Genomic DNA, 20,806 nt, shown 5'->3' with positions numbered 1-20,806 from the left:
CCTCGGGCTACTTCCAGTTGAGGCCCTTGCCCAGGGTGAAGGGGTCGCCCCAGTACTCGGCCGAGCTGACCTTCGTGTCGGCCGAGGGGGCCAGCGCGATGACGCAGCCCGCCTGGACCTTGCCGTTGGTGAACCCCTTGGGCAGGGACTCGTTGGGGCACTTCTCGAACTTGCCGATGACCGAGAGCTCCTGGGCCGCGCCGCCGTCCCCGAGGTGACCCTTGACGTGACCGACCGAGGCGTAGGCCAGGTCGGTGGTGCCGACGTTCTTCACCTGGTAGCGGATGTAGTACGGAACCATCCCCTTGACCTTGTCGCCGAGCTTGAAGGGGGCGAGGTCGGCGGGGTCGCCCTTCTCGATGGCCGTGACGGCGAGGGCGACGGTGCCCTTCGTGGTGGTGCCGTAGGTGAACGGGAACTGCGCCTGCTCGCCGAGCTTGAACTGCTGGCCGGCCTTCGCCGTGCCGCCGCCGCCGCCGCCGGTGTCGGTGGCGGGGGCGCTCGCGTAGTCGGAGGCGGCGGCGCTGGGTGCGCTGCTGCCCGCGGACTGGGAGGGCTGGGCGCTGGGCGGGGTGGTCTTCGCCGCGTCCGCCTCTTCGTTGCCGCTCTTGCAGCCGCTCAGGGCCAGGACTGCGGTGACCGCGATTCCGGTGGCCGCAAGGGTGGTTCTGCGCATGCCGGGCTTGCCCATCGTGTTCCCCCATGACTGTGCATCGTCAACTTTGATGTTCGGCGTGAAGCCTAATCGGCCGGAACGGCGAGTTTTCGCCGAGCACGTCCCAAGACTGTCTCAGCCTGGTACCAGAGGTTCCGGTTCTGTCACGGGCGCAGCCGCAGCCCCCGCGGAGTGGCGTGGAAGCCCGCGGCCTCCAGGCCCGGGCCCAGCGGCGAGGTCAGTGCCGGGGAGGCGTTGATGCGCTCCACCGTCAGCGCGGGCAGCGTCCCCGACCGGCAGCCGGCGGCCAAGGCGGCCGTGGCCGCCGTCAGCCGGGGGTCGTCCACCTCCGGCCAGGCCAACAGGGTCTTGCCGCCGCGCTCCAGGTAGAGCGTCAGCTCCCCGTCGACCAGCACCACCAGCGAGCCCGCCTTGCGCCCGGGCTTGTGCGCGGACCCGGCCGGCGGCTCGGGCCACGACAGGGCCGCGCCGTAGGCGGAGGCCGGATCGGCCGCCGCCAGCACCACCGCCGCCAGCGGGGCCGGGTGCCGCTCGGCGGCCCGCAGCCGGTCCACCGCGCCGTCCATCGCGAACTGCGCCGCCCCCAGCCCCTCCACCACGTAGCCGCGGCGGGCCTGCCCGCTGTCCTCGAAGGCCGACAGGATCCGGTAGACCGCGCTGAAGCCGCCCTCCACCCCCTCGGCGGCGACCGCGCCCCGGGTCACCACCCCGTGCCGGTCCAGCAGGGTCCGGGCCAGGGCGTGCGCCCGATGGGTCGGATCGGCCGCGCGGGCGGGCAGCAGGGACCACCGCCCCGAGACGGTCGGCGGACCGGTGCGCGAGACCTGGGCGCCGAGCGTGCCGTAGCGCCCGCGCGGCACGGTCCGCCGGGCCCGGTGGGCCGTCGCGCCCGCCGTCCGGCCCGAGCCCAGCAGGGCGCGCAGCGGCGCCAGGGTGTCGTTGGTCAGCCGCCCCGACCAGGCCAGGTCCCACAGCGCCTCGGAGAGCTGTAGGTCGCTCGCCTCGGGGTGCCGCCCGCGCACCGTCTCGGCGATCTGCCGGAAGAACAGGCCGTACCCGCCGGACAGGGCGTCCAGGACGCCCTGGTGCAGGGGAGAGGGCTCCAGCGGGTGCGGTGGCGGCAGCAGCAGCGGGGCCGCGTCCGCGATGTAGAGGGAGACCCAGCCGTCCTTGCCGGGCAGCGCTCCGGCGCCCGCCCAGACCACCTCGCCGCTGGTGGTCAGCTCGTCCAGCAGGGCCGGGGAGAAGCCGCTGACCCGCGACGGCAGGATCAGCCGCTCCAGCGCCGACGCCGGGACCGGAGCGCCCTGGAGCTGCTCCACCGCCCGGGCCAGCCCGTCGATGCCGCGCAGCGCGCCGCCCAGGTGCTGCCACTGGGGCAGGAAGGTGGCCAAGGAGGTCGGCGGGACCGGCTCCAGCTCCTGGCGCAGCGCCGCCAGGGACCGGCGGCGCAGCCTGCGCAGCACGGTCGCGTCGCACCACTCCTGGCCGATGCCCGCCGGATGGAACTCGCCCTGCACCACCCGGCCCGCCGCCGCGAGCCGGTGCAGGGCGCCGTCGGCCGTGGCCGTGCCCAGGCCGAAGCGGGCGGCGACCGCCGCCGTGGTGAACGGGCCGTGCGTACGGGCGTAGCGGGCCAGGAGGTCGCCGAGCGGGTCCTTGACCGGCTCGGTGAACGCCTCGGGCACCCCGACCGGCAGGGCGGTCCCCAGCGCGTCGCGCAGCCGCCCGGCGTCCTCGATCGAGGCCCAGTGCTCCGCGCCGCCGATCCGCACCCCGATCACCCGGCGCGCCCGCTCCAGGGACCGCGCCCAGGCCGGGTCGGCGCCCCGCTCGGCCAGCTCCGCCTCCGTCAGCGGGCCCAGCAGCCGCAGCAGGTCGGCCACCGACTCCGCGTCCCGGGCCCGCCGGTCCTCGGTCAGCCACCGCAACTCCCGCTCCAGCTCCGCCAGGACCTCCGCGTCCAGCAGCTCGCGCAGCTCCGCCTGGCCGAGCAGCTCGGCCAGCAGCCGGGAGTCCAGGGACAGCGCGGCCGCCCTGCGCTCGGCCAGCGGCGAGTCCCCCTCGTAGAGGAACTGGGCGACGTAACCGAAGAGCAGGGACCGGGCGAAGGGCGACGGCTCGGCCGTGGTGACCTCCACCAGGCGGACCCGGCGGGCTTCGACGTCCCCCATCAGCTCGGTCAGGCCGGGCACGTCGAAGACGTCCTGGAGGCACTCGCGCACGGCCTCCAGGACGATCGGGAACGAACCGAACTCGGAGGCGACCTGGAGCAGTTGGGAGGCCCGCTGACGCTGTTGCCACAGCGGGGTGCGCTTGCCGGGATTGCGCCGCGGCAGCAGCAGGGCGCGCGCCGCGCACTCGCGGAACCGGGAGGCGAACAGCGCCGAACCGCCCACCTGATCGGTGACGATGCCCTGGACCTCGCCCTGGTCGAAGGTCACGTCGGCCGCGCCCAGCGGGGCCTTCTCGTCGTCGAACTCGAAGGCGGTGGCGGCGCCCGCCGGGGCCGGGTCGTGGTCCAGCAGGTCGAGCGGCTCGCCGCCCAGGCCCAGCAGGTCGGCGTCGGGCAGGCGCAGCACGATCCCGTCGTCGGCGTGCATGACCTGCGCGTCCATGCCGTAGCGCTCGGCGAGGCGGGCGCCGAGCGCGAGCGCCCACGGCGCGTGCACCTGCGCGCCGAAGGGGGAGTGCACCACCACCCGCCAGTCGCCCAGCTCGTCGCGGAACCGCTCGACCACGATGGTCCGGTCGTCGGGCACGTGACCGCACGCCTCGCGCTGCTCGGCCAGGTACGCCAGGACGTTGTCGGCGGCCCAGGCGTCCAGCCCGGCGGCCAACAGGCGCAGCCGCCCGTCCGCCTCGGACAGGGCGCCGACCTCGCGGACGAACGCGCCCACCGCGCGGCCGAGCTCCAGCGGGCGGCCCAACTGGTCGCCCTTCCAGAACGGCAACCGCCCGGGCACCCCGGGCGCCGGGGTCACCAGCACCCGGTCCCGGGTGATGTCCTCGATCCGCCACGAAGTGGTGCCCAGGGTGAAGACGTCGCCCACCCGGGACTCGTAGACCATCTCCTCGTCCAGCTCGCCGACCCGGCCGCCGCCCTTCTTCGGGTCGGAGCCCACCAGGAAGACGCCGAAGAGGCCGCGGTCCGGGATCGTGCCGCCCGAGGTGACCGCGAGGCGCTGGGCCCCCGGCCGGCCCGTGACCGTACCGGCCACGCGGTCCCACACCACGCGCGGCCGCAGCTCCGCGAACGCGTCCGACGGATAGCGCCCGGCCAGCATGTCCAGCACCGCGGTGAACGCCGACTCCGGCAGGGCCGCGAAGGACGCCGCCCGGCGCACCAGGGCCAGCAGGTCGTCCACCTGCCAGGTGTCCATGGAGACCATCGCGACCAGCTGCTGCGCCAGTACGTCGAGCGGATTGGCGGGGACGCGCAGGGACTCGATGGCCCCGACGCGCATCCGCTCGGTGACCACGGCCGCCTGCACCAGGTCGCCGCGGTACTTGGGGAACACCACGCCGGTGGAGACCGCGCCCACCTGGTGCCCGGCCCGGCCCACGCGCTGCAGCCCGGAGGCCACCGACGGCGGCGACTCCACCTGCACCACCAGGTCCACCGCGCCCATGTCGATGCCCAGTTCGAGACTGGATGTGGCGACGACGGCGGGCAGCCGGCCCGCCTTGAGGTCCTCCTCGACCAGGGCCCGCTGCTCCTTGGACACCGAACCGTGGTGGGCGCGGGCGAGCAGCGGCGGGGCGCCGTGCGCCGCGCCCGACTGGGCCATCACCTCGGCCGGGGGAGCGCCCGCGGGCAGCGGCTCGCCCATCGCCCGTTCGTAGGCGATCTCATTGAGCCGGTTGCACAAGCGCTCCGCGAGGCGGCGGGAGTTGGCGAAGACGATCGTGGACCGGTGGGCCTGCACCAGGTCCGCGATCCGCTCCTCCACATGCGGCCAGATCGAGGGCTTGTCCCCGCCCTCCTTGCCCTCGGTGGCGGGCGAGCCGCCCAACTCGCCCATGTCCTGCACCGGGACGACCACCGACAGGTCGAACTCCTTGGTGGAGGGCGGCTGGACGATCTCCACCCTGCCGCGCGGCGCCAGATAGCGGGCCACCTCGTCCACCGGACGGACCGTCGCCGACAGTCCGATCCGACGAGCCGGCCGGGGCAGCAGCTCGTCGAGCCGCTCCAGGGAGAGCGCCAGGTGGGCGCCGCGCTTGGTCGCGGCCACCGCGTGCACCTCGTCGAGGATCACCGTCTCGATCCCGGTCAGGGCCTCGCGGGCGGCCGAGGTCAGCATCAGGAAGAGGGACTCGGGGGTGGTGATGAGGATGTCCGGGGGACGGGTCGCCAGCGCCCGGCGCTCGGCGGGCGGGGTGTCCCCGGAACGGATCCCGACCCGGATGTCGGGCTCGGGCAGACCGAGACGCAGCGCTTCCTGCCGGATGCCGGTCAGCGGGCTGCGCAGATTGCGCTCCACGTCCACCGCGAGGGCCTTCAGCGGCGATACGTACAAAACCCGGCACCGCTTCTTCGGCTCGGCGGGCGGCGCCACGGCCGCCAACCGGTCCAGCGCCGCGAGGAAGGCGGCCAGCGTCTTGCCGGAGCCGGTGGGCGCCACGACGAGGACGTCCGAGCCCTCCCCGATGGCCCGCCAGGCGCCCTCCTGCGCGGCGGTGGGCGTACGGAAGGCCCCCGTGAACCAGGAGCGGGTCGCGGGGGAGAACGCGTCGAGCGCGGAGCCGGCCATGCCCCCATCGTGCACCCCGCCACCGACAACGGCCCGGACCTGCGCGGACGTCCCGCGGGCGGGGGCGCAGAATGGAGGAATGGCAGCGGTGGAGGGTGCGGGGCGCGCGGCGCGCGGGACCGGTGAGTGGGCCCGGCACTGGCAGTACGCCGAGCTGCCCGGCCTGGACCTGCTGCGCGCCCACTACGTGCGCCACACCTTCCCGCGGCACGCCCACGACGGGTACGTCATCGCGGCCGTCACCCACGGCGTCGAGGAGATCGGGCTGCCCGGCGGCGTGCTGCGGGCCGGCCCCGGCAGCGTGGTCCTGATCAACCCCGAGGTCCCGCACTCCGCGCGCGCCGGTGTCCCCGAGGGCTGGGGCTACGCCACCCTCTACCCCTCGCGGGAGCTGATCGCGCAGGTGGCCGAGGAGAGCGGCGCGCCCCGCGGCACGCCCGGCTTCGCCCCGGACCTGGTCATGGACGCGCAGGCGGCGCGGATGATCGCCGAGGTGCACCGGGGCGCCGAGGAGGGAAACCCGCTCGCCGCCGACACCCTGCTGCGGGGCGTGGTGGCGCGGATGCTGCAACGGCACGCGGGCCCCCTGCCGGCCCGCCGGATCGCCGCCGCGGGCGCCGCCGACGCCGAGCGGGCCAGGGACGTGCTGGAGGCGCGGATGTGCGAACCGCCCTCGCTGGAACAGCTCGCGGACGAGCTCGGCACCCGCCCCTTCGCCCTGCTGCGCGCCTTCCGCGAGCGGTACGGGATGCCCCCGCACACCTGGCTGACGGACGCCCGGGTGCGGCGGGCCCGGCTGCTGCTGGAGGCGGGCACGCCGCCCGCCGAAGCGGCCCTCGCGGTCGGCTTCAGCGACCAGCCGCACCTGAACCGGCACTTCACCCGGATCGTGGGCGTGCCACCGGGGGCGTACCGGAGGGGCCGAACCGGCCCGGCTTGACCGGGGGCTTCGCGGCCTCGGCGCCGAGGTGGTGGCCGAGCGCGCGGTAGGCGTCGAACTGGGTGTGGTCGAACCACTGGTCGAAGGTGCTGTCCCGGGGGAACGCCTTCTCCTTGAGGGCGTACGCCAGCAGCTCGTAGGGCATGTCCGGGGTCAGATTGGCCTTGGCGAAGACGATCGTGGCGAACCGCGACGGCTTGCGGCGCCCGGGGAAGTGGACCGGCTCCGGGTACTCGATGACCCCGCGCACGACGCAGTCCGCGGAGAAGCGGGTGTTGAGCCCGGCCATCGGCTCCTCCGGTTCGATCTTGGCGGCGCTGCCGGGCACCAGCCGCAGCACCTCCGCCTGGTCGAAGGTGATCCGCACGCCCAGGTCCTCGTAGGCGAGGGTGACCGCCTCGGCGAGGGTGAGGGCCAGCGGCGGCGGATCGCCCGAGGAGTCGATCACGTACACGGTCTCGCAGCGCAGCCGCAGCAGCTCCACCAGGCCCAGGTTGTCGAAGTGCCCGCCGTCGGTGCACAGCACCATCGGGCTGGTGTCGGTGTAGCGCCCGGCCAGCTCCTGGAGCTGGTAGCGCAGCCGGCGCACCCACGGCAGCCGGGGCATCGTCCAGTCCCGGTCGTGCCGGGCGACCTCGGCCAGGTACGTCGGGTTGGGCACCCAGGTGCCCAGGCGCAGGTTGGACAGGGCGAGCAGGCGCTGGACGGCGCTGCCCTGGGTGCCCATCGCCGAGGCGAACGCGGCGCCCGACACCGCCACCGCGGACTGCACGGTGAGGTCTCGCCGGATCAGCGGGTGCGCCGTCTCCTCCATCGTGGAGGTGCGCACCCAGCCGGTGTCCGGGCCGCCCACCCAGTCGTGGGAGAAGGTGAAGGGCACCGCGGGCCGCCCCGGCGCGGTCCGGTTGCGCAGCGACATGGCCGCCGAGGCGGCGAAGATGACCTGGGGGAAGCCCTCGACCCGCTTGCCGTGCGTGCTCAGCCGGGTCGACTCGGCGTTGTAGTCGTAGGGCAGGGCGCCGATCGACCCGTCGCGCAGCACGGCCCGGCGCACGGCGAAGGCGCCGGCCAGCCGCTGCCGGTAGAAGGGGTGCAGGCTGAAGGTGGTCTGGTCGATGAGGATCCCGGTCAGCAGCAGGGCGGCCAGGAGACCGAACCGCCACCACCCGGACCAGCCGTGCGCGGAGACCGCCGACCACGACAGCAGCGAGAGGCCGAAGAAGGCGAGCAGGAGCAGCACCAGCCAGACGACGACCGCGGTGATCGGGCCGCCCCCGATCCGGGTCACGATCGACGAGGCGGACGGGGAGCGCGGGGCGGGCTCCCCGCTCGGCTTCATGTCCTTCACCTTCTTGCTCATGGCGCTGTACAACGCGCCGAGCCCGGTGCTGGCGGCCGTGAGGGCGCCCAGGACCGAGATGCCGCTGCCGCCGGTGGGCACGCCCGCCCAGTGCGCCAGCCATGCGAAGAACCAGAACACGGCGGGCAGCACCACGGCGAACACGAGGACCATCGCCGCCAGGGCGAGCGGACCGCGCGTGACGGTGCGGACCCAGGCGGGTCGGGAACTCCCGCGGCGCGCCACGACCAGGGAGGACCCTGCCGAGACGACGGCCGAGAGCCCGACCAGGGCGAGGACGGGGTACAGGACCCGGGGGTGAGGTGCGAAGCCGGGGAAGCGCGCCTCGCGCGCCGGGCGCAGCACCGTCAGGTCGGTGAAGGGGACCATCTCGTAGAAGGCCCCCAGGATCACCCCGGCCACCACGAACGCGAGGCACAGCATCCCCAGGGACACTCCGAGGCCGCGCAGGATCACCCCCGCGGCCAGCAGCTTCTCGCGGGGGCTGTCCGCGAGGTACTTGGCGTGGCGGCGGATGTGGTCCTCTTCGGGGCTGCCCGGCGCGAACACGTCCCGCGCGGTGGCGAGCGGGGCCGACCGGTGCCCCGGCGGCGCCACGGGCGGGGGCATCAGGGCCAGCTGGAACGCGCCGGCCGCGTACCCGCCGCCGGACACCGAGACCAGGTAGCGGGCCCGCCCCAGCACCCCGCCCTCGCGCAGCGCCTGGAGGGCGCCCAGGGTGACCGCCGCGGACCGGATCCCGCCGCCGGACACGCAGATGCCGACGGCCGCCGGCTCCCGGCCGGGCGGCTGGTAGGCGCGGGTGCGCCAGCGGGCGAGCGCGCTGTCCCGCGGGGCGGCGGCCGTGGCGGTGCCGGCCCAGTCGCGCACCGCCGTGGTCGCGTGCGGGGCCACCGGGGCCGCGATGATGTCCGGGTCGGCCCACCGCTCGGAGCCGTCGGCGAGCCGGTGGGCCTCCTGGACCCGGGCCGGCTTGTCGCACGGCGGGGCGTTGGCGACCCGGACCCGGAGCAGGGCGATGCGGGCGAGGAGGGTGAGCCCGATCCATCCGGCGGCGCCGGCGAGGGGGAGGGCGAGCGACCACTTGAGCAGGGAGAACATCGCCGCCCCGGCCAGGTCGCCGTCCTGGCCGGCGGCCAGCCCGTCCAGCGCGCGGTACTCGAAGACGTTCTCGCCGAGGTCCGCCGCGGCCATGACCAGGGTGGCGCCCAGGCCCCGGACCGCGAACCGGCGGGACACCTGGCGGTGGAGGAAGCAGCTGCCGAGGCCGAAGAGGGCGAGCAGGAGCAGGGTGTACGCGGGCACGAAGAAGAGCGTGTCCAGGCGCAGGGCCTCGTACTGCGCCTGCAGCCGCTCCTTGTACGGGGGGCACCGCAGCTGCGGATCGCAGACGAGGGGGTAGGCCTTCTCCCAGCGGCCCGCGAGCTGGAGCGCGATCTCGCCGGGCACGTTCCGGGGATGTCGTGCGTGGTACAGCGCGAAGAGGGAGCCGGCGGCGATCAGCGCGGCGAAGCTCAGGAGGGGGGCCCAACGGGCGTGCGAAGGACGTTCAACCGGCACGGTGCGAACACGCTTCATATACTCACCGTAGCGAAATGATCACTAAGGGTGGTGGTGTGTCGCCGTGTCGGGGGCGACCGCCGCAAGAACGTACAAGACCGGGCCGCGGGCGCCCGCATAGCTTCGCCGGGTGAGAGAGCAACAGGCAGTGGACGTGGAACCGGCCGGGACGACGGCCGACGGGGCCGGTGGGGCCCATGGGGTCGAGGGGAGCGGCCGGGCCGGTCGCCGGGCCGTCGTACGGGACGCGCTCGGTGTCGGCGTGGCCGTCGGGCTGTCCGGCTTCGCCTTCGGGGTGACCGCCGCCGGAGCCGGGATCAGCACCGCGCAGGCCTGCGTGCTGAGCCTGCTCGTCTTCACCGGGGCCTCGCAGTTCGCCCTGGTCGGAGCCTTGGCGGCGGGCACCAATCCGTTCATGGCCGCGGCCGGCGCCTTCTTCCTCGGGACCCGCAACGCCTTCTACGGGCTGCGGTTGTCCCCGATCCTGGAGCTGCCCCGCGCGCTGCGGCCGCTGGCCGCCCACTGGGTCATCGACGAGACCACCGCCGTCACCCTGGCGCAGCGGGGCCGGGCCCACGCCCGCCTCGGCTTCACCGTCACCGGGCTCACCCTCTTCGTGCTGTGGAACCTCACCACCCTGCTGGGGGCGCTGGGCGCGGAGGCCATCGGGGACACCGCCGCCTGGGGCCTGGACGCGGCCGGCCCCGCCGTCTTCCTCGCCCTGCTCGCCCCGATGCTGCGCAGCGCCACCGAGCGGGCCGTGGCCCTGCTCGCCCTGGTGCTCGGGCTCGGCTTCCTGCCGGTGCTGCCGGCCGGGGTGCCGGTGCTGCTGGCCGCGCTCGCCGCGCCGGCCGTGCTCTTCCTCAGCGGCCGCCGGATGAAGGGACCCCGCTCGTGAACGTCTGGATCGCCATCGGGCTGACCGTGCTCGGGTGCTACGCCGTCAAGCTCGTCGGGCTGCTGGTGCCGGCCGGGGCGCTGGAGCGGCCCCTGGTGCGGCGGCTGTCCGCGCTGGTTCCCGTCGCGCTGCTGGCCGCGCTCACCGCGCAGCAGACCTTCAGCACCGGCTCCGCGCTGGTCGTCGACGCCCGGGCCGCCGGGCTGGTGGCGGCGGGGGTCGCGCTGCTGCTGCGGGCTCCGTTCCTGGTGGTGGTCGCGGTCGCCGTCCTCGTCACGGCGGGGGTGCGGGCGCTGGGCGGCTGATCCGTCAGGCGCTGCCCAGCGGGCGGCCGTGGGCGCGCAGCGTCAGCAGTGCCTCCAGCGTCGCGATCGGGCGCCGCTCCAGGGTGCTCCCGGGGGCCCAGGCCCGTCGGCGGACCGGCCAGCCGCCGTCCTCCTGCTGCTCGGAGGCGAGGAAGTCCAGCGAGCGCGCGGTCTCCTCGTCGGTGAACCAGCCGCGCGCCAGCGATGCGGGGCGGCGGGCGTAGTCGTGCGGGAAGAGGTGCTCGCCGGGCGCGTAGCCGGGGCCGACCGGGAACTCGGCGCGCCGCCCGGGGTCGAGGACGACCAGGCCCTGCTCGCGCACCAGCCGGCCCAGCCGATCGGCGGCCGCCGCGGCCCGGGGCCGGTCCGGGGTGCCGTCCAGGAAGGCGACGGCGCCCTGGATCTCGTACGGGTGGGAGCGGCGCAGGGTCTCGATCCGGTCCCAGCAGAAGTCCGTGGCGCGGAACAGCCAGGCGTGCCAGATCCGGTTGCGGTGGAGCAGGCCCACCACCGGGCCGGTGACCTGCAGCTCGCCCGGCGGGTCGTCCTGTACGGGGTGGTAGGGCGCCGACGGGTAGTCGCGCGGGGCGGGGAGGACCACCGGGAGGGCGCCCTCCGCCGTGGAGACCCCGCTCAGGTGGCGGCACAGCTGCTCGATCCGCCGCCCCGAGCAGCGGCCGAGGCCGTCCAGGACGCGCAGGGCGTGCACGGTGTGCAGCGGCTGGCTGTGCGGGCCGCGCAGGTCCGGGTCGAGGGCGTGCCCGTAGCCGCCGTCGCCGTTGAGGTAGGAGCCGAGGGCGGTGTCCACCGGGTCGGCGTCGCCGCCGAGGAAGTGGAACGCGAACCGCCGCTGCTCCAGCACCCGCGCGGTGAGCCAGATGAACCGCTCGGCGCGGGCGAGCGGTGCTGTGTCGTCTCCAGCCATGGCCATGGAGGAACCGTAGGACCGGGCGGGGGGTGCGGGCGGCGGGAACGGCCCGGGTGCACCCTTGGGGGCGGGATACTGGACCCATGCGGTTGACGATTTTCTGGGAACGGATGGCGGAGCACTTCGGGGCGGGCTACGCGGAGTCCTTCGCGCGCGATCACGTGATGGCCGAGCTGGGCGGGCGCACGGTGATCCAGGCGCTGGACGCCGGCTGGGAGACCAAGGACGTGTGGCGGGCGGTCTGTTCGGCGATGGACGTGCCCGCGACGCTGCGCTGACGGGGGCGGTGGCCGAGCGATTGCTGGCGGTACGGGAGACTTGTCCGTGTGGCAGTCACCGACCAGGACCCGTCCGGCACCGATCCGATCACTGCGCCCTCCCCGGCCGCGGCGCCCGAGGGGCGTCCGCCCGCCGGTGGGCCGCCGGACGCCGGGGGCGGCGCGGCGCGCGAGCGGATGCCGCGCTGGCTGCCGCGCGCGGTGGTGCTCGCCTTGGCGCTCGTCGCCTGCTTCCAACTCGGCAGCTGGGCGTTCCACCAGCTCATCGGGTTCCTCGTCAACATCCTGATCGCGTTCTTCCTCGCCCTCGCGATCGAACCGGCCGTGGCCCGGATGGCGGCCCGCGGGATGCGCCGCGGGCTGGCGACCTTCCTGGTGTTCCTCGGTGTGTTCGCCGCGAGCGCCGGCTTCGTCGTCCTGCTCGGCTCGATGCTCGCCGGACAGATCGTCGACATGGTGGAGGGGTTCCCCCGCTACCTCGACTCGGTGATCGGGTCGATCAACAGCACCTTCCACACCGACCTGTCCCGGCTGGAGATCCAGGACAGCGTCCTGCACTCGGACTGGCTGCAGAAGTACGTGCAGAACAGCGCGTCCGGGGTGCTGGACGTGTCGGCGACGGTGCTCGGCGGGCTCTTCCGGCTGCTGACGGTCGGGCTCTTCGCCTTCTACTTCGCCGCCGACGGGCCGCGGCTGCGGCGCGCGCTGTGCTCCGTGCTGCCGCCCGCCAAGCAGTCGGAGGTGCTGCGCGCCTGGGAGATCGCCGTCGCCAAGACCGGCGGCTACCTGTACTCGCGGGGGTTGATGGCGCTGGTCTCCGGGATCGCGCACTACATCTGCTTCGTGGTGCTCGACGTGCCGTACGCGCCCGCGCTCGCGGTGTGGGTGGGACTGGTCTCCCAGTTCATCCCCACCATCGGCACCTACCTGGCGGGCGCGCTGCCGATGCTGATCGCCTTCACGGTCAATCCCTGGTACGCGCTGTACGTCCTCGGCTTCGTGGTGGTCTACCAGCAGTTCGAGAACTACGTGCTCCAGCCGAAGCTGACCGCGAAGACGGTCGACATCCACCCCGCGGTGGCCTTCGGTTCGGTCATCGCGGGGACGGCCCTGCTCGGCGCGGTGGGCGCGCTGATCGCGATCCCGGCCGTCGCGACCCTGCAGGCCTTCCTCGGCGCGTACGTGCGGCGGTACGCGGTGGTGCACGAGGCCGAAGGGGGCGATGGGGGCGAGGGCGGGAGCGGCCCGGGTGACGGCGCGGCCGTCGACCCGGGCGCGGCCGTCACGGGGACGGCGTCGGGGCCTACTGCTTGGTCGCGGCGAGTACGGCGTCCACGGCCTCGGTGACGTACGCCTCGGCGGCGGCCTTGCTGACGCCGAGGCCGCTGAGCACGCCCTCGCCGTCCTCCAGTTCGAGGAGGGCGAGCAGGATGTGCTCGGTGCCGACGTAGTTGTGGCCCAGGCGCAGGGCCTCGCGGAAGGTGAGCTCCAGGGACTTCTTGGCGTTCGCGTCGAAGGGGATGAGGTCGGGGATCTCCGCCACGGCGGGCGGCAGGACGGCGGTGGCGGCGGCCCGGACGGCGTCCGGGGCGATGCCCTGGGCGCCCAGCGCGAGGGCGGCGAGGCCCTCGGGTTCGGCGAGCAGGCCGAGGACGAGGTGCGCGGGGCTGATCTCGGCGCCGCCCGCCTTGCGGGCCTCGCTCTGGGAGCCGACCACGACGCCCCGGGCGCGCGGGGTGAAGCGGGAGAAGCCCTGGCTGGCGTCGAGGTCCCCGTCGCCCTTGGGGACGAAGCGCTTCTGGGCGGCCTGTCGGGTGACGCCCATGCTGCGGCCGATGTCGGTCCAGGAGGCGCCCGAGCGGCGGGCCTGGTCGACGAAGTGGCCGATGAGGTGGTCGGCGACGTCACCGAGGTGCTCGGCGACGACGACCGCTCCGCTGAGCTGGTCCAGGGCGTCGGGGTGGGACTGCTTGATGCCCGCGATGAGGTCGTCGAGGCGGACCGGGTTGGTCATGCGCGCGGGGGCCGCAGGGTCTGCGGAGCCCGCCGGAGGGTTCGTCGGGTTCGTCATAAGTGCAACCGTAGGTTGACAGTCAGCGGGGTGTCAACCCTGGGTTGTCAGTCGTGTCGAACATTGCTCGAACCGCCGCGGTGGCCGCACACTCGGACCCAAGGGGCGTGATTCGGGGGGTAGTTGTGTGGATCTTCTTCTTCGTCGCCGCGGCCGTGCCGCTGCTGGGGGCGGTCCTGTGGCGGGTCCGCGCGTCCCGGGAGCTCTATCCGCCCGTCGACCACGAGGCGCTCACCCTGTACGAGGCCGCGTACCTGCGCGGCGGCGCGCCGGCCGTGGCCGACGTGGCGCTGGTCTCCCTCTACCTGACGGGGCGGCTGGAGGTGCGCGAGCGGCGGCTGGTCCCGGTGGGCGGGCCGCCGGTGCGGGACCCGGTGCAGGTGGCGGCGTACGGGAGCGCGGGCGCCGAGGGGCGGGGCGAGCCGGCCCTGGAGGTCCGGCGGAAGGTCTCCTTCTGTCCGCCCGTGCGCCGGGTCGAGGAGGTGCTGGCCGGGCGCGGCCTGGTGCCCGACGGGAAGCGCCTGGCCTCGCTCGGGCGGGTGAACGACGCCGTCGGCGCCTTCGCCGTGCTCGCCGCCCTGCTGTGCATCGCGGCGCTGGTCGCCGACTCGATGACGGGGGAGGGCAGCGGGATCGCGCCCCTGGTCGCCTTCGGGGTGCTGGGCGTGGTGGCCGGCGTCCTCTGGTTCGTCCCGCGGCGGTTCGGGCGCATGCCCTCCGGTCACGCGACGCGGGCCGGGCTGCGCCGGCTGCGGGAGGTCGAGGAGGACCGGACCTGGCAGCCGCGGTTGGTGGCGGGGGTGCCGATCGTCGGCGCGGAGGCGGACGTACTGGCCGACGTCGCCCGGTACGGCGCCGACCGGGCTCCGGCGGCCCTGGCGCCGCTGCTGATCGCGCCGTGGCCGCAGGTCCCCGTGGTCGCGGCCGCGTCCTCCGGTTCATCGGGGTCCTCGGATTCCAGCGGGAGCAAGGGCTCCGGGGGCTGTGGCGGCGGGTGCGGGAGTGGTTGCGGGAGCGGTTGTGGCGGGGGCTGCGGGGGGTGCGGGTGCGGATAGGGGGCACCGTTTGAACGATCAAAAAGCAGGGGGGATAGCATATGAGCGCCCCCTAGCTCGAAAGATAAACTTGTGACTGTCAAAGACGACGCGTTCACCAACTGGAAGAACCGCGAGGAGATCGCGGAGTCGATGATCCCGATCATCGGGAAGCTGCACCGCGAGCGGGACGTCACCGTCCTGCTGCACAGCCGCTCCCTGGTGAACAAGTCGGTGGTCAGCATTCTCAAGATCCACCGGTTCGCGCGGCAGATAGCCGGTGAGGAGCTCTCGGTCACCGAGACGCTGCCCTTCCTGCACGCCCTCACCGCTCTCGACCTCGGCCCGTCGCAGATCGACCTCGGCATGCTCGCCGCGACCTACAAGGCCGACAGCCGCGGCCTCTCGGTCGCGGAGTTCACCGCCGAGGCCGTCGCCGGCGCCACCGGCGAGAACAAGATCGAGCGCCGCGAGGCGCGCGACGTGGTCCTCTACGGCTTCGGCCGCATCGGCCGCCTCGTGGCCCGCCTGCTGATCGAGAAGGCCGGGTCCGGCAACGGCCTGCGGCTGCGCGCCATCGTCGTCCGCGGGGGCGGTGAGGCGGACCTGGTCAAGCGCGCCTCGTTGCTGCGCCGCGACTCGATCCACGGTCAGTTCCAGGGCACGATCACCGTTGACGAGGCGAACAACAAGATCATCGCCAACGGCAACGAGATCAAGGTGATCTACGCCAACGACCCGTCGGAGATCGACTACACGGCGTACGGCATCAAGGACGCCATCCTCATCGACAACACGGGCAAGTGGCGCGACCGCGAGGGCCTGTCGAAGCACCTGCGCCCCGGCATCGACAAGGTCGTGCTGACGGCTCCGGGCAAGGGCGACGTCCCCAACATCGTCCACGGCGTCAACCACGACACGATCAAGCCGGACGAGCAGATCCTGTCCTGCGCCTCCTGCACCACCAACGCGATCGTCCCGCCGCTGAAGGCGATGGCGGACGAGTACGGCGTCCTGCGCGGCCACGTGGAGACCGTCCACTCGTTCACCAACGACCAGAACCTGCTGGACAACTACCACAGCGCCGACCGCCGTGGCCGTTCCGCGCCGCTCAACATGGTCATGACCGAGACCGGTGCCGCCTCGGCCGTCGCGAAGGCGCTGCCCGACCTCAAGGCGCCGATCAGCGGCAGCTCGATCCGGGTTCCGGTGCCGGACGTCTCGATCGCCATCCTCAGCCTGCGGCTCGGCCGCGAGACCACCCGCGAGGAGGTCCTCGACTACCTGCGGGACGTCTCGCTGACCTCGCCGCTGAAGCGCCAGATCGACTTCACCACCGCCCCCGACGCGGTCTCCAGCGACTTCATCGGCTCGCGGCACGCCTCGATCGTCGACGCGGGCGCCACCAAGGTCGACGGCGACAACGCGATCCTCTACCTCTGGTACGACAACGAGTTCGGCTACTCGTGCCAGGTCATCCGGGTCGTCCAGTACGTCTCCGGCGTGGAGTACCCGACCTACCCGGCTCCGGCGGTCTGATCCGTCGGTCTGCGGTCCGAGCCGGCGGTCTGATCTGGTGGTCGGAATCCGTCGGTCCGGTCCGTCGTCCCGCGGTTCGCGTCGTCGACGACGGCCGGTCGCGGGGCGGGGCCTTCCGTCGCCGGAAGGCCCCGCCCCGAGCCCGGTGGGTGCTCAGCAGGTCAGGTCCTTCGCCGGGAGCCTGCCCGTGGTCAGGTAGAGCGCGACGCTCTCGTCCGCGCAGGAGTCGGTGCCGTTGACGATGTGCCCCTCTCCGCCCGCGACGGTGACCATCCGGGATCCGCGCAGGGCCCGGTGCATGGCCCGGCCGCCGGCCAGGGGCGTCGCGGGGTCCCACTCGTTCTGCAGGATGAGTGCGGGGACCTCGCCCGCCACCGTCGTCCGGGGCTCGCTGCCGGGTTCCCAGAAGGCGCACGGCTTGATGCCGGACTCGAAGTCGCCGGAGAGCGGATGGCGGGCCTTGTCGCGGACCGCGTCGCGGCGGTAGCGCTCGGGGTCGCGCGGCCACGACGCGCGGGTGTCGGCGCAGAGCACGGCCCAGGCGCTCGCGGCTTCGTTGTCCGCGGGAACGTCACGGGCGGACGCCGGCGGCAGGGGGCTCGGGAGCCGCTCGGGCCCGCCGGACGGATCCGGCCCCCCGCCCTCGGCCGCCCTCTTCAACTCGGCGACCCACGCGGCCGCCCGCCGCACGTGGGAGAACTCGGCGCGCCGGGCGCGGATGGTGTCCCCGGTGAAGCGCGTCCCGTCGTGGTCGACGGGTGCGCGGTCGGCCCGGGCGACGAGGTCCCAGAAGGTCGTGCGGACCTCGGCCGGGGTGCGGCCCAGTCCGTACGTCGCGTGGCGCAGGGCGGTCCACTCGGTCCACCGCGTGAAGGCGGGCCCGGCCCGCTGCGCCATGTCCTGGAACATGCCCCGCCCGTACCGCGCGGGGTCGACCGCACTGTCCAGCACGAACCGGTCGGTCCGCCGGGGGAACATCTGCGCGTAGACGGCGCCGAGGTAGGTGCCGTAGGAGAACCCCAGGTAGGAGATCTTCTCCTCGCCCAGCACGGCACGGACGAGGTCCATGTCGCGAGCGGTGTTGCGGGTGGTGAGGTGGCGCAGCCTGTCGCCTTCCGCGGCCCGGCACTTGGCGGCCACGGTACGGGCCCACTCCACGTCCTTCGCGAAGGTCCCGGGTGCGTACGGGCGTTCCAGGTCCTGCTCTTCGGCGGTGAGGCCGCAGCCGACGGGCGAGCTGCGCCCGACGCCCCTCGGGTCGAAGCCGATGAGGTCGTACCGTCCCCTCACCTCCGCGGGGAGGTCCGCTCCCACGCTGACGGGCAGGTCCAGGCCCGGCCCGCCGGGGCCGCCGGGGTTGAGCAGCAGGACCCCGCGGCGCCCCGCCACGTCGGTCGCCTCCAGCCGGGACACCGCGATCTGTGTCGTCCTGCCCCCGGGATCGCCGTAGTCCAGCGGCACCTTGAGCGTCGCGCACGTGTAGGTGGCGGGGTGCTCCGCGTCGCAGCGTTGCCACCGCGGAGCCTGTTGCGCGTAAGGGCGCAGGGGGTCCGTGGCCGCGGGGTCGGCCGATCCGGACGCGGTCGTCGCGGGTGTGACTGCCGAAAGGAGGGCCGTCACGACGCCGACGATCATGCGGGGGGCCGTTCTCGTGTTGCGCACGGTGATGCTCGTCCTTGTCGGGGAGGGCTGCTGGGCGCCGGTCACCTGGCGGTGAGCTGCTGGTGGACGCATTGCGCGTACTGCTGGAAACCGTCGGGCCGGTAGCACTCCTGCGTTGTGTTCGCGTACCAGACGAAGAAGACGGCGACCAGGACGGACACCGCGATCGCCAGGGCCGAGGTCACCAGGCCGGTGAGCGCCTTGCCGCGGCCGACGGCGGTCCGCTCGGCCCTCGTCAGGGCGAGGACGCCCAGGACCAGGCCGACGCAGCCGAAGAGGCCGCCGATGAAGAGGACCGAGGTGCTGAGGCCGATGACGCCGAGCACCAGGGCGGCCCCGGCCGGGCCGTTGGTCGACGGCGTGCGGTGCGGCGGTCCCTGCGCGCCCTCGGTGGCGGCCTGTGTGCGTTCCTGGGTGTTCATCGAGCGTCCTCCGGTCGGCTGTTCGGGGCACGATCCTGGCTCCCGGCGGCGCGGTGGCGCATCGCGGGAAGGCGGGAGAAGCTGCTCCCCCGATCGGGGGAGGGCGTCGCCGAGCTGCCCGGTCATACTGGGGCGATCATGATCAGGGGACTCCGGCCGCTGCTGCGCGGCTCCACGTACGCAGGCATGCTGCTCGCCTATTGCGGGGCGTTGGCGAGCCTTCCGCTGCTGCCCTTCGCCTCGCTGGCGGCACTGGCGTGGCCGGCCGCTCCCTACGGCGCCCAGGTCGCCCTGGTCCTCCTGGTCTGGGCCGTACTGATCGGCTCGATCGGCCTGGTCCGCACCGTGCGGAGGGCGTTGATCGCCTTCGCCCGCGCACTCCTGCGGGTGCCGTTGCCGGCCCCCGCGGCCGGGGCGGCCGGCGCCGACCGTTGGCGCACCCCCCTCTGGCTGCTGCTGCACGTGGCGCTGGGGTGGACGGGGGCGCTGACGAGCGGCGTGCTGGTCCTCATGGGGATCTCCCTCCCCGGGGGCTGGCTGGACGCCGAGGCCGGGCTGAGCCTCTTCGGCCGGTCGCTGCGGTCCGACGGCGGATGGCGGAGCTGGCTGTTGGCGTGCTGCTGCCTCATGCTCGCGGCGGTCGTGTGCGCGGTGGTGACGGGCGCGCTGCGGTGGCTGGCGCCCCGGCTCCTCGGGCCATCGTCGGCCGAGCGGCTCGCGCTGATGGCCGAGCGGGAGCAGCGCCTCGCCGAACGCAACAGGCTGGCCCACGAGTTGCACGACTCGATCGGCCACACGCTGACCGCGACCACGATCCAGGCGGCGGTCGCGGGCGAGGTGCTCCACGCCGACCCGGAGGCGGCGCGGGCCGCCCTGCGCAGCATCGAGGAGTCGGCCAGGGCCGCGCTGGAGGACCTGGACTACGTACTGGGCGTCCTGCGCGAGGAGAGGGCGCAGACGGCGCCGACCCGGACCCTGGCCGATCTGCCCGACCTGTTCGACCGGTTGCGACACGCGGGCGCGGTCCTCGACGTGGAACTGTCCGGCGAGCCGGCCCAGGTGCAGGGGACGCTCTCCCGGGCCGCGTACCGGATCTTGCAGGAGGGCCTGACGAACGCCCTGCGGCACGGGAGCGGAGGCCCGATCGAGGTCCGGGTGGCGGCGGCCCCGGACGGGCTGGAGCTCAGCGTGGTCAACGGGGCGGGCGCGGGCGCGCGTACGGGCCCGGGCGCGGGCGCGAGTGGCTTCCGGACCTCCGGGCACGGCCTGCCCGGCCTCGCCGAGCGCGTGCGGCTGCTGCAGGGTGAGATCGAGGTCGGCCCGGACGGGCCGCGGCACTGGCGGCTGGCGGTCCGGCTGCCGGCGCGGTGCGCGGCATGACCGGCGCCGAGCCGGGTCCGGTCGAGACCGCCCCTGTCCGTAGCCCCGTCACGCTTTTGATCGCGGACGACGACGAGGTGACGCGCAGCGGTCTGCGCACCCTGCTCGCGGCGCAGCCGGGCATCTCGGTGGTCGGTGAGGCCGCCGACGGCGTCGAGGCCGTCGAGCAGGCGCGGCTGCTGCGGCCCGACGTGGTCCTGATGGACGTGCGGATGCCGCGCCGCAACGGGATCGAGGCCACCCGACAGCTCCTCGCCGAGTCGGCCCGGTCCGCTGGGAGTGCCGGGTCGGCCGGGGAGGCCGGGACTGCCGGGGCGGTCGGCCGGGTCGCCCCGCCGAAGGTCGTGATGATCACCACCTTCGAGAACGACGGCTACGTCACCGCGGCGCTCGGCGCGGGGGCCAGCGGCTTCGTGCTCAAGCGGCTGCCGGTCCGGCAGATCGCCGAGGCGGTGCGCGTGGTGGCGGCGGGCGAGGCGATCCTCTTCCCGGCGGCCCTGCGCCGGATGGTCACCGCCCGCCCGCTGGGCTCCGCCGAGGCGTTGCCGAAGGCGGCGCTGACGGAGCGGGAGGAGGAGGTGCTGCGGTCGATGGCCACCGGCCTGACCAACCCGGAGATCGCGCAGGCGCTGGGGGTGCGTCTGGAGACGGTGAAGACGCACGTCGGGAACGTGTTGACCAAGCTCGGTGCGCAGAACCGGACCCACGCCGTGGTGATCGCGTACGAATCGGGTCTGGTGGTGCCGGGGTTCACCGGCTGAGGTGCGACGCGGGACGTGGGAGCGCCACGGTCCCGGGCGGGACCGTGGGATTTTCGGGAGCCTTCCACGGCTCCGGGGTGCGCGCAATCAGGCCGAGAGGTGACTTGCGCGCGGATGCCGGGTCCCGGGCCCGCCCCTGATCGCGATCGATGTCGGCCCACGGTCGCCCGCGCGGCGACCGTCGATCATGGCCGGAACAGGGGTGTCTTCAACTCGCCTGGCCCTCTTGCCAGTT

General features: G+C 74.2%; 16 protein-coding genes. 9 read left to right on the top strand and 7 right to left on the bottom strand.

Annotated elements, in window-relative coordinates:
• Positions 1 to 7 precede the first annotated feature (7 nt).
• The gene (locus ACIQWR_RS31210; protein WP_404016397.1) at positions 8 to 676 is read right to left on the bottom strand and encodes a hypothetical protein; all 669 of its coding nucleotides are present in this window, start codon (positions 674 to 676) and stop codon (positions 8 to 10) included.
• 143 nt (positions 677 to 819) lie between these two features.
• Positions 820 to 5,433 (bottom strand): DEAD/DEAH box helicase, encoded by a 4,614-nt coding sequence (locus ACIQWR_RS31205; protein ID WP_404016394.1) that lies wholly within the window; start codon positions 5,431 to 5,433, stop codon positions 820 to 822.
• Positions 5,434 to 5,512: 79 nt separating this feature from the next.
• On the opposite strand from ACIQWR_RS31205, the gene ACIQWR_RS31200 reads away from it, so the two are divergent.
• Positions 5,513 to 6,373 carry an AraC family transcriptional regulator gene (locus ACIQWR_RS31200; RefSeq protein WP_404016392.1) on the top strand — a complete coding sequence of 287 codons (861 nt, stop codon included), beginning with the start codon at positions 5,513 to 5,515 and terminating at the stop codon, positions 6,371 to 6,373.
• On the opposite strand, the gene ACIQWR_RS31195 is transcribed toward ACIQWR_RS31200, so the two are convergent.
• A complete protein-coding gene (locus ACIQWR_RS31195; protein ID WP_404016389.1) occupies positions 6,312 to 9,311 on the bottom strand; it encodes a hypothetical protein in 3,000 nt (999 codons plus the stop codon). The genes ACIQWR_RS31200 and ACIQWR_RS31195 overlap by 62 nt on opposite strands.
• A gap of 112 nt (positions 9,312 to 9,423) precedes the next feature.
• Here ACIQWR_RS31195 and ACIQWR_RS31190 point away from each other — a divergent pair, with 112 nt between their 5' ends.
• Complete coding sequence (locus ACIQWR_RS31190) at positions 9,424 to 10,191, top strand: AzlC family ABC transporter permease (RefSeq protein WP_404016386.1); 768 nt, start codon at positions 9,424 to 9,426, stop codon at positions 10,189 to 10,191.
• Complete coding sequence (locus ACIQWR_RS31185) at positions 10,188 to 10,496, top strand: AzlD domain-containing protein (RefSeq protein WP_404016383.1); 309 nt, start codon at positions 10,188 to 10,190, stop codon at positions 10,494 to 10,496. The genes ACIQWR_RS31190 and ACIQWR_RS31185 overlap by 4 nt, the downstream gene beginning before the upstream one ends.
• A 4-nt stretch (positions 10,497 to 10,500) precedes the next feature.
• Here ACIQWR_RS31185 and ACIQWR_RS31180 read toward each other — a convergent pair whose 3' ends face one another.
• Positions 10,501 to 11,421: a hypothetical protein gene (locus ACIQWR_RS31180; protein WP_404016439.1), complete on the bottom strand. Its 921-nt coding sequence runs from the start codon at positions 11,419 to 11,421 to the stop codon at positions 10,501 to 10,503.
• An 86-nt stretch (positions 11,422 to 11,507) separates the two neighbouring features.
• Between ACIQWR_RS31180 and ACIQWR_RS31175 the strand changes: the two genes are divergently transcribed.
• Positions 11,508 to 11,702, top strand: a complete 195-nt coding sequence (locus tag ACIQWR_RS31175; RefSeq protein WP_399261897.1) for a DUF3046 domain-containing protein — start codon at positions 11,508 to 11,510, stop codon at positions 11,700 to 11,702.
• A gap of 177 nt (positions 11,703 to 11,879) precedes the next feature.
• A complete protein-coding gene (locus ACIQWR_RS31170) occupies positions 11,880 to 13,049 on the top strand; it encodes an AI-2E family transporter (protein ID WP_404016437.1) in 1,170 nt (389 codons plus the stop codon).
• Here ACIQWR_RS31170 and ACIQWR_RS31165 read toward each other — a convergent pair.
• The gene (locus ACIQWR_RS31165; RefSeq protein ID WP_404016379.1) at positions 13,006 to 13,773 is read right to left on the bottom strand and encodes a Clp protease N-terminal domain-containing protein; all 768 of its coding nucleotides are present in this window, start codon (positions 13,771 to 13,773) and stop codon (positions 13,006 to 13,008) included. The genes ACIQWR_RS31170 and ACIQWR_RS31165 overlap by 44 nt on opposite strands.
• A gap of 125 nt (positions 13,774 to 13,898) precedes the next feature.
• Here ACIQWR_RS31165 and ACIQWR_RS31160 point away from each other — a divergent pair, with 125 nt between their 5' ends.
• Together ACIQWR_RS31160 and ACIQWR_RS31155 are read left to right on the top strand one after the other, a co-directional pair.
• The gene (locus tag ACIQWR_RS31160) at positions 13,899 to 14,828 is read left to right on the top strand and encodes a TIGR04222 domain-containing membrane protein (RefSeq protein ID WP_404016376.1); all 930 of its coding nucleotides are present in this window, start codon (positions 13,899 to 13,901) and stop codon (positions 14,826 to 14,828) included.
• A gap of 72 nt (positions 14,829 to 14,900) precedes the next feature.
• Positions 14,901 to 16,346, top strand: a complete 1,446-nt coding sequence (locus ACIQWR_RS31155; protein WP_404016373.1) for a glyceraldehyde-3-phosphate dehydrogenase — start codon at positions 14,901 to 14,903, stop codon at positions 16,344 to 16,346.
• Between the two features lie 153 nt (positions 16,347 to 16,499).
• Here the strand turns inward: ACIQWR_RS31155 and ACIQWR_RS31150 are convergent, their stop codons facing one another.
• Entirely contained in the window at positions 16,500 to 17,981 is a 1,482-nt protein-coding gene (locus ACIQWR_RS31150; RefSeq protein ID WP_404016434.1) for an alpha/beta hydrolase, read from the bottom strand.
• 68 nt (positions 17,982 to 18,049) lie between these two features.
• Positions 18,050 to 18,430: a DUF4190 domain-containing protein gene (locus tag ACIQWR_RS31145; RefSeq protein ID WP_404016371.1), complete on the bottom strand. Its 381-nt coding sequence runs from the start codon at positions 18,428 to 18,430 to the stop codon at positions 18,050 to 18,052.
• A gap of 138 nt (positions 18,431 to 18,568) precedes the next feature.
• Between ACIQWR_RS31145 and ACIQWR_RS31140 the strand changes: the two genes are divergently transcribed.
• Both ACIQWR_RS31140 and ACIQWR_RS31135 read left to right on the top strand, forming a co-directional pair.
• Positions 18,569 to 19,810: a sensor histidine kinase gene (locus tag ACIQWR_RS31140; RefSeq protein WP_404016368.1), complete on the top strand. Its 1,242-nt coding sequence runs from the start codon at positions 18,569 to 18,571 to the stop codon at positions 19,808 to 19,810.
• On the top strand, positions 19,807 to 20,571 hold the full coding sequence (locus ACIQWR_RS31135) for a response regulator (RefSeq protein ID WP_404016365.1): 765 nt from the start codon (positions 19,807 to 19,809) through the stop codon (positions 20,569 to 20,571). Before ACIQWR_RS31140 ends, ACIQWR_RS31135 begins: the two co-directional genes overlap by 4 nt.
• Positions 20,572 to 20,806: the final 235 nt, after the last annotated feature.

The sequence above is a fragment of the Streptomyces sp. NPDC098789 genome (genome assembly GCF_044759975.1).
Classification (GTDB): Bacteria; Actinomycetota; Actinomycetes; order Streptomycetales; family Streptomycetaceae; genus Streptomyces.
This window is presented reverse-complemented; position numbering and strand designations above follow the sequence as displayed.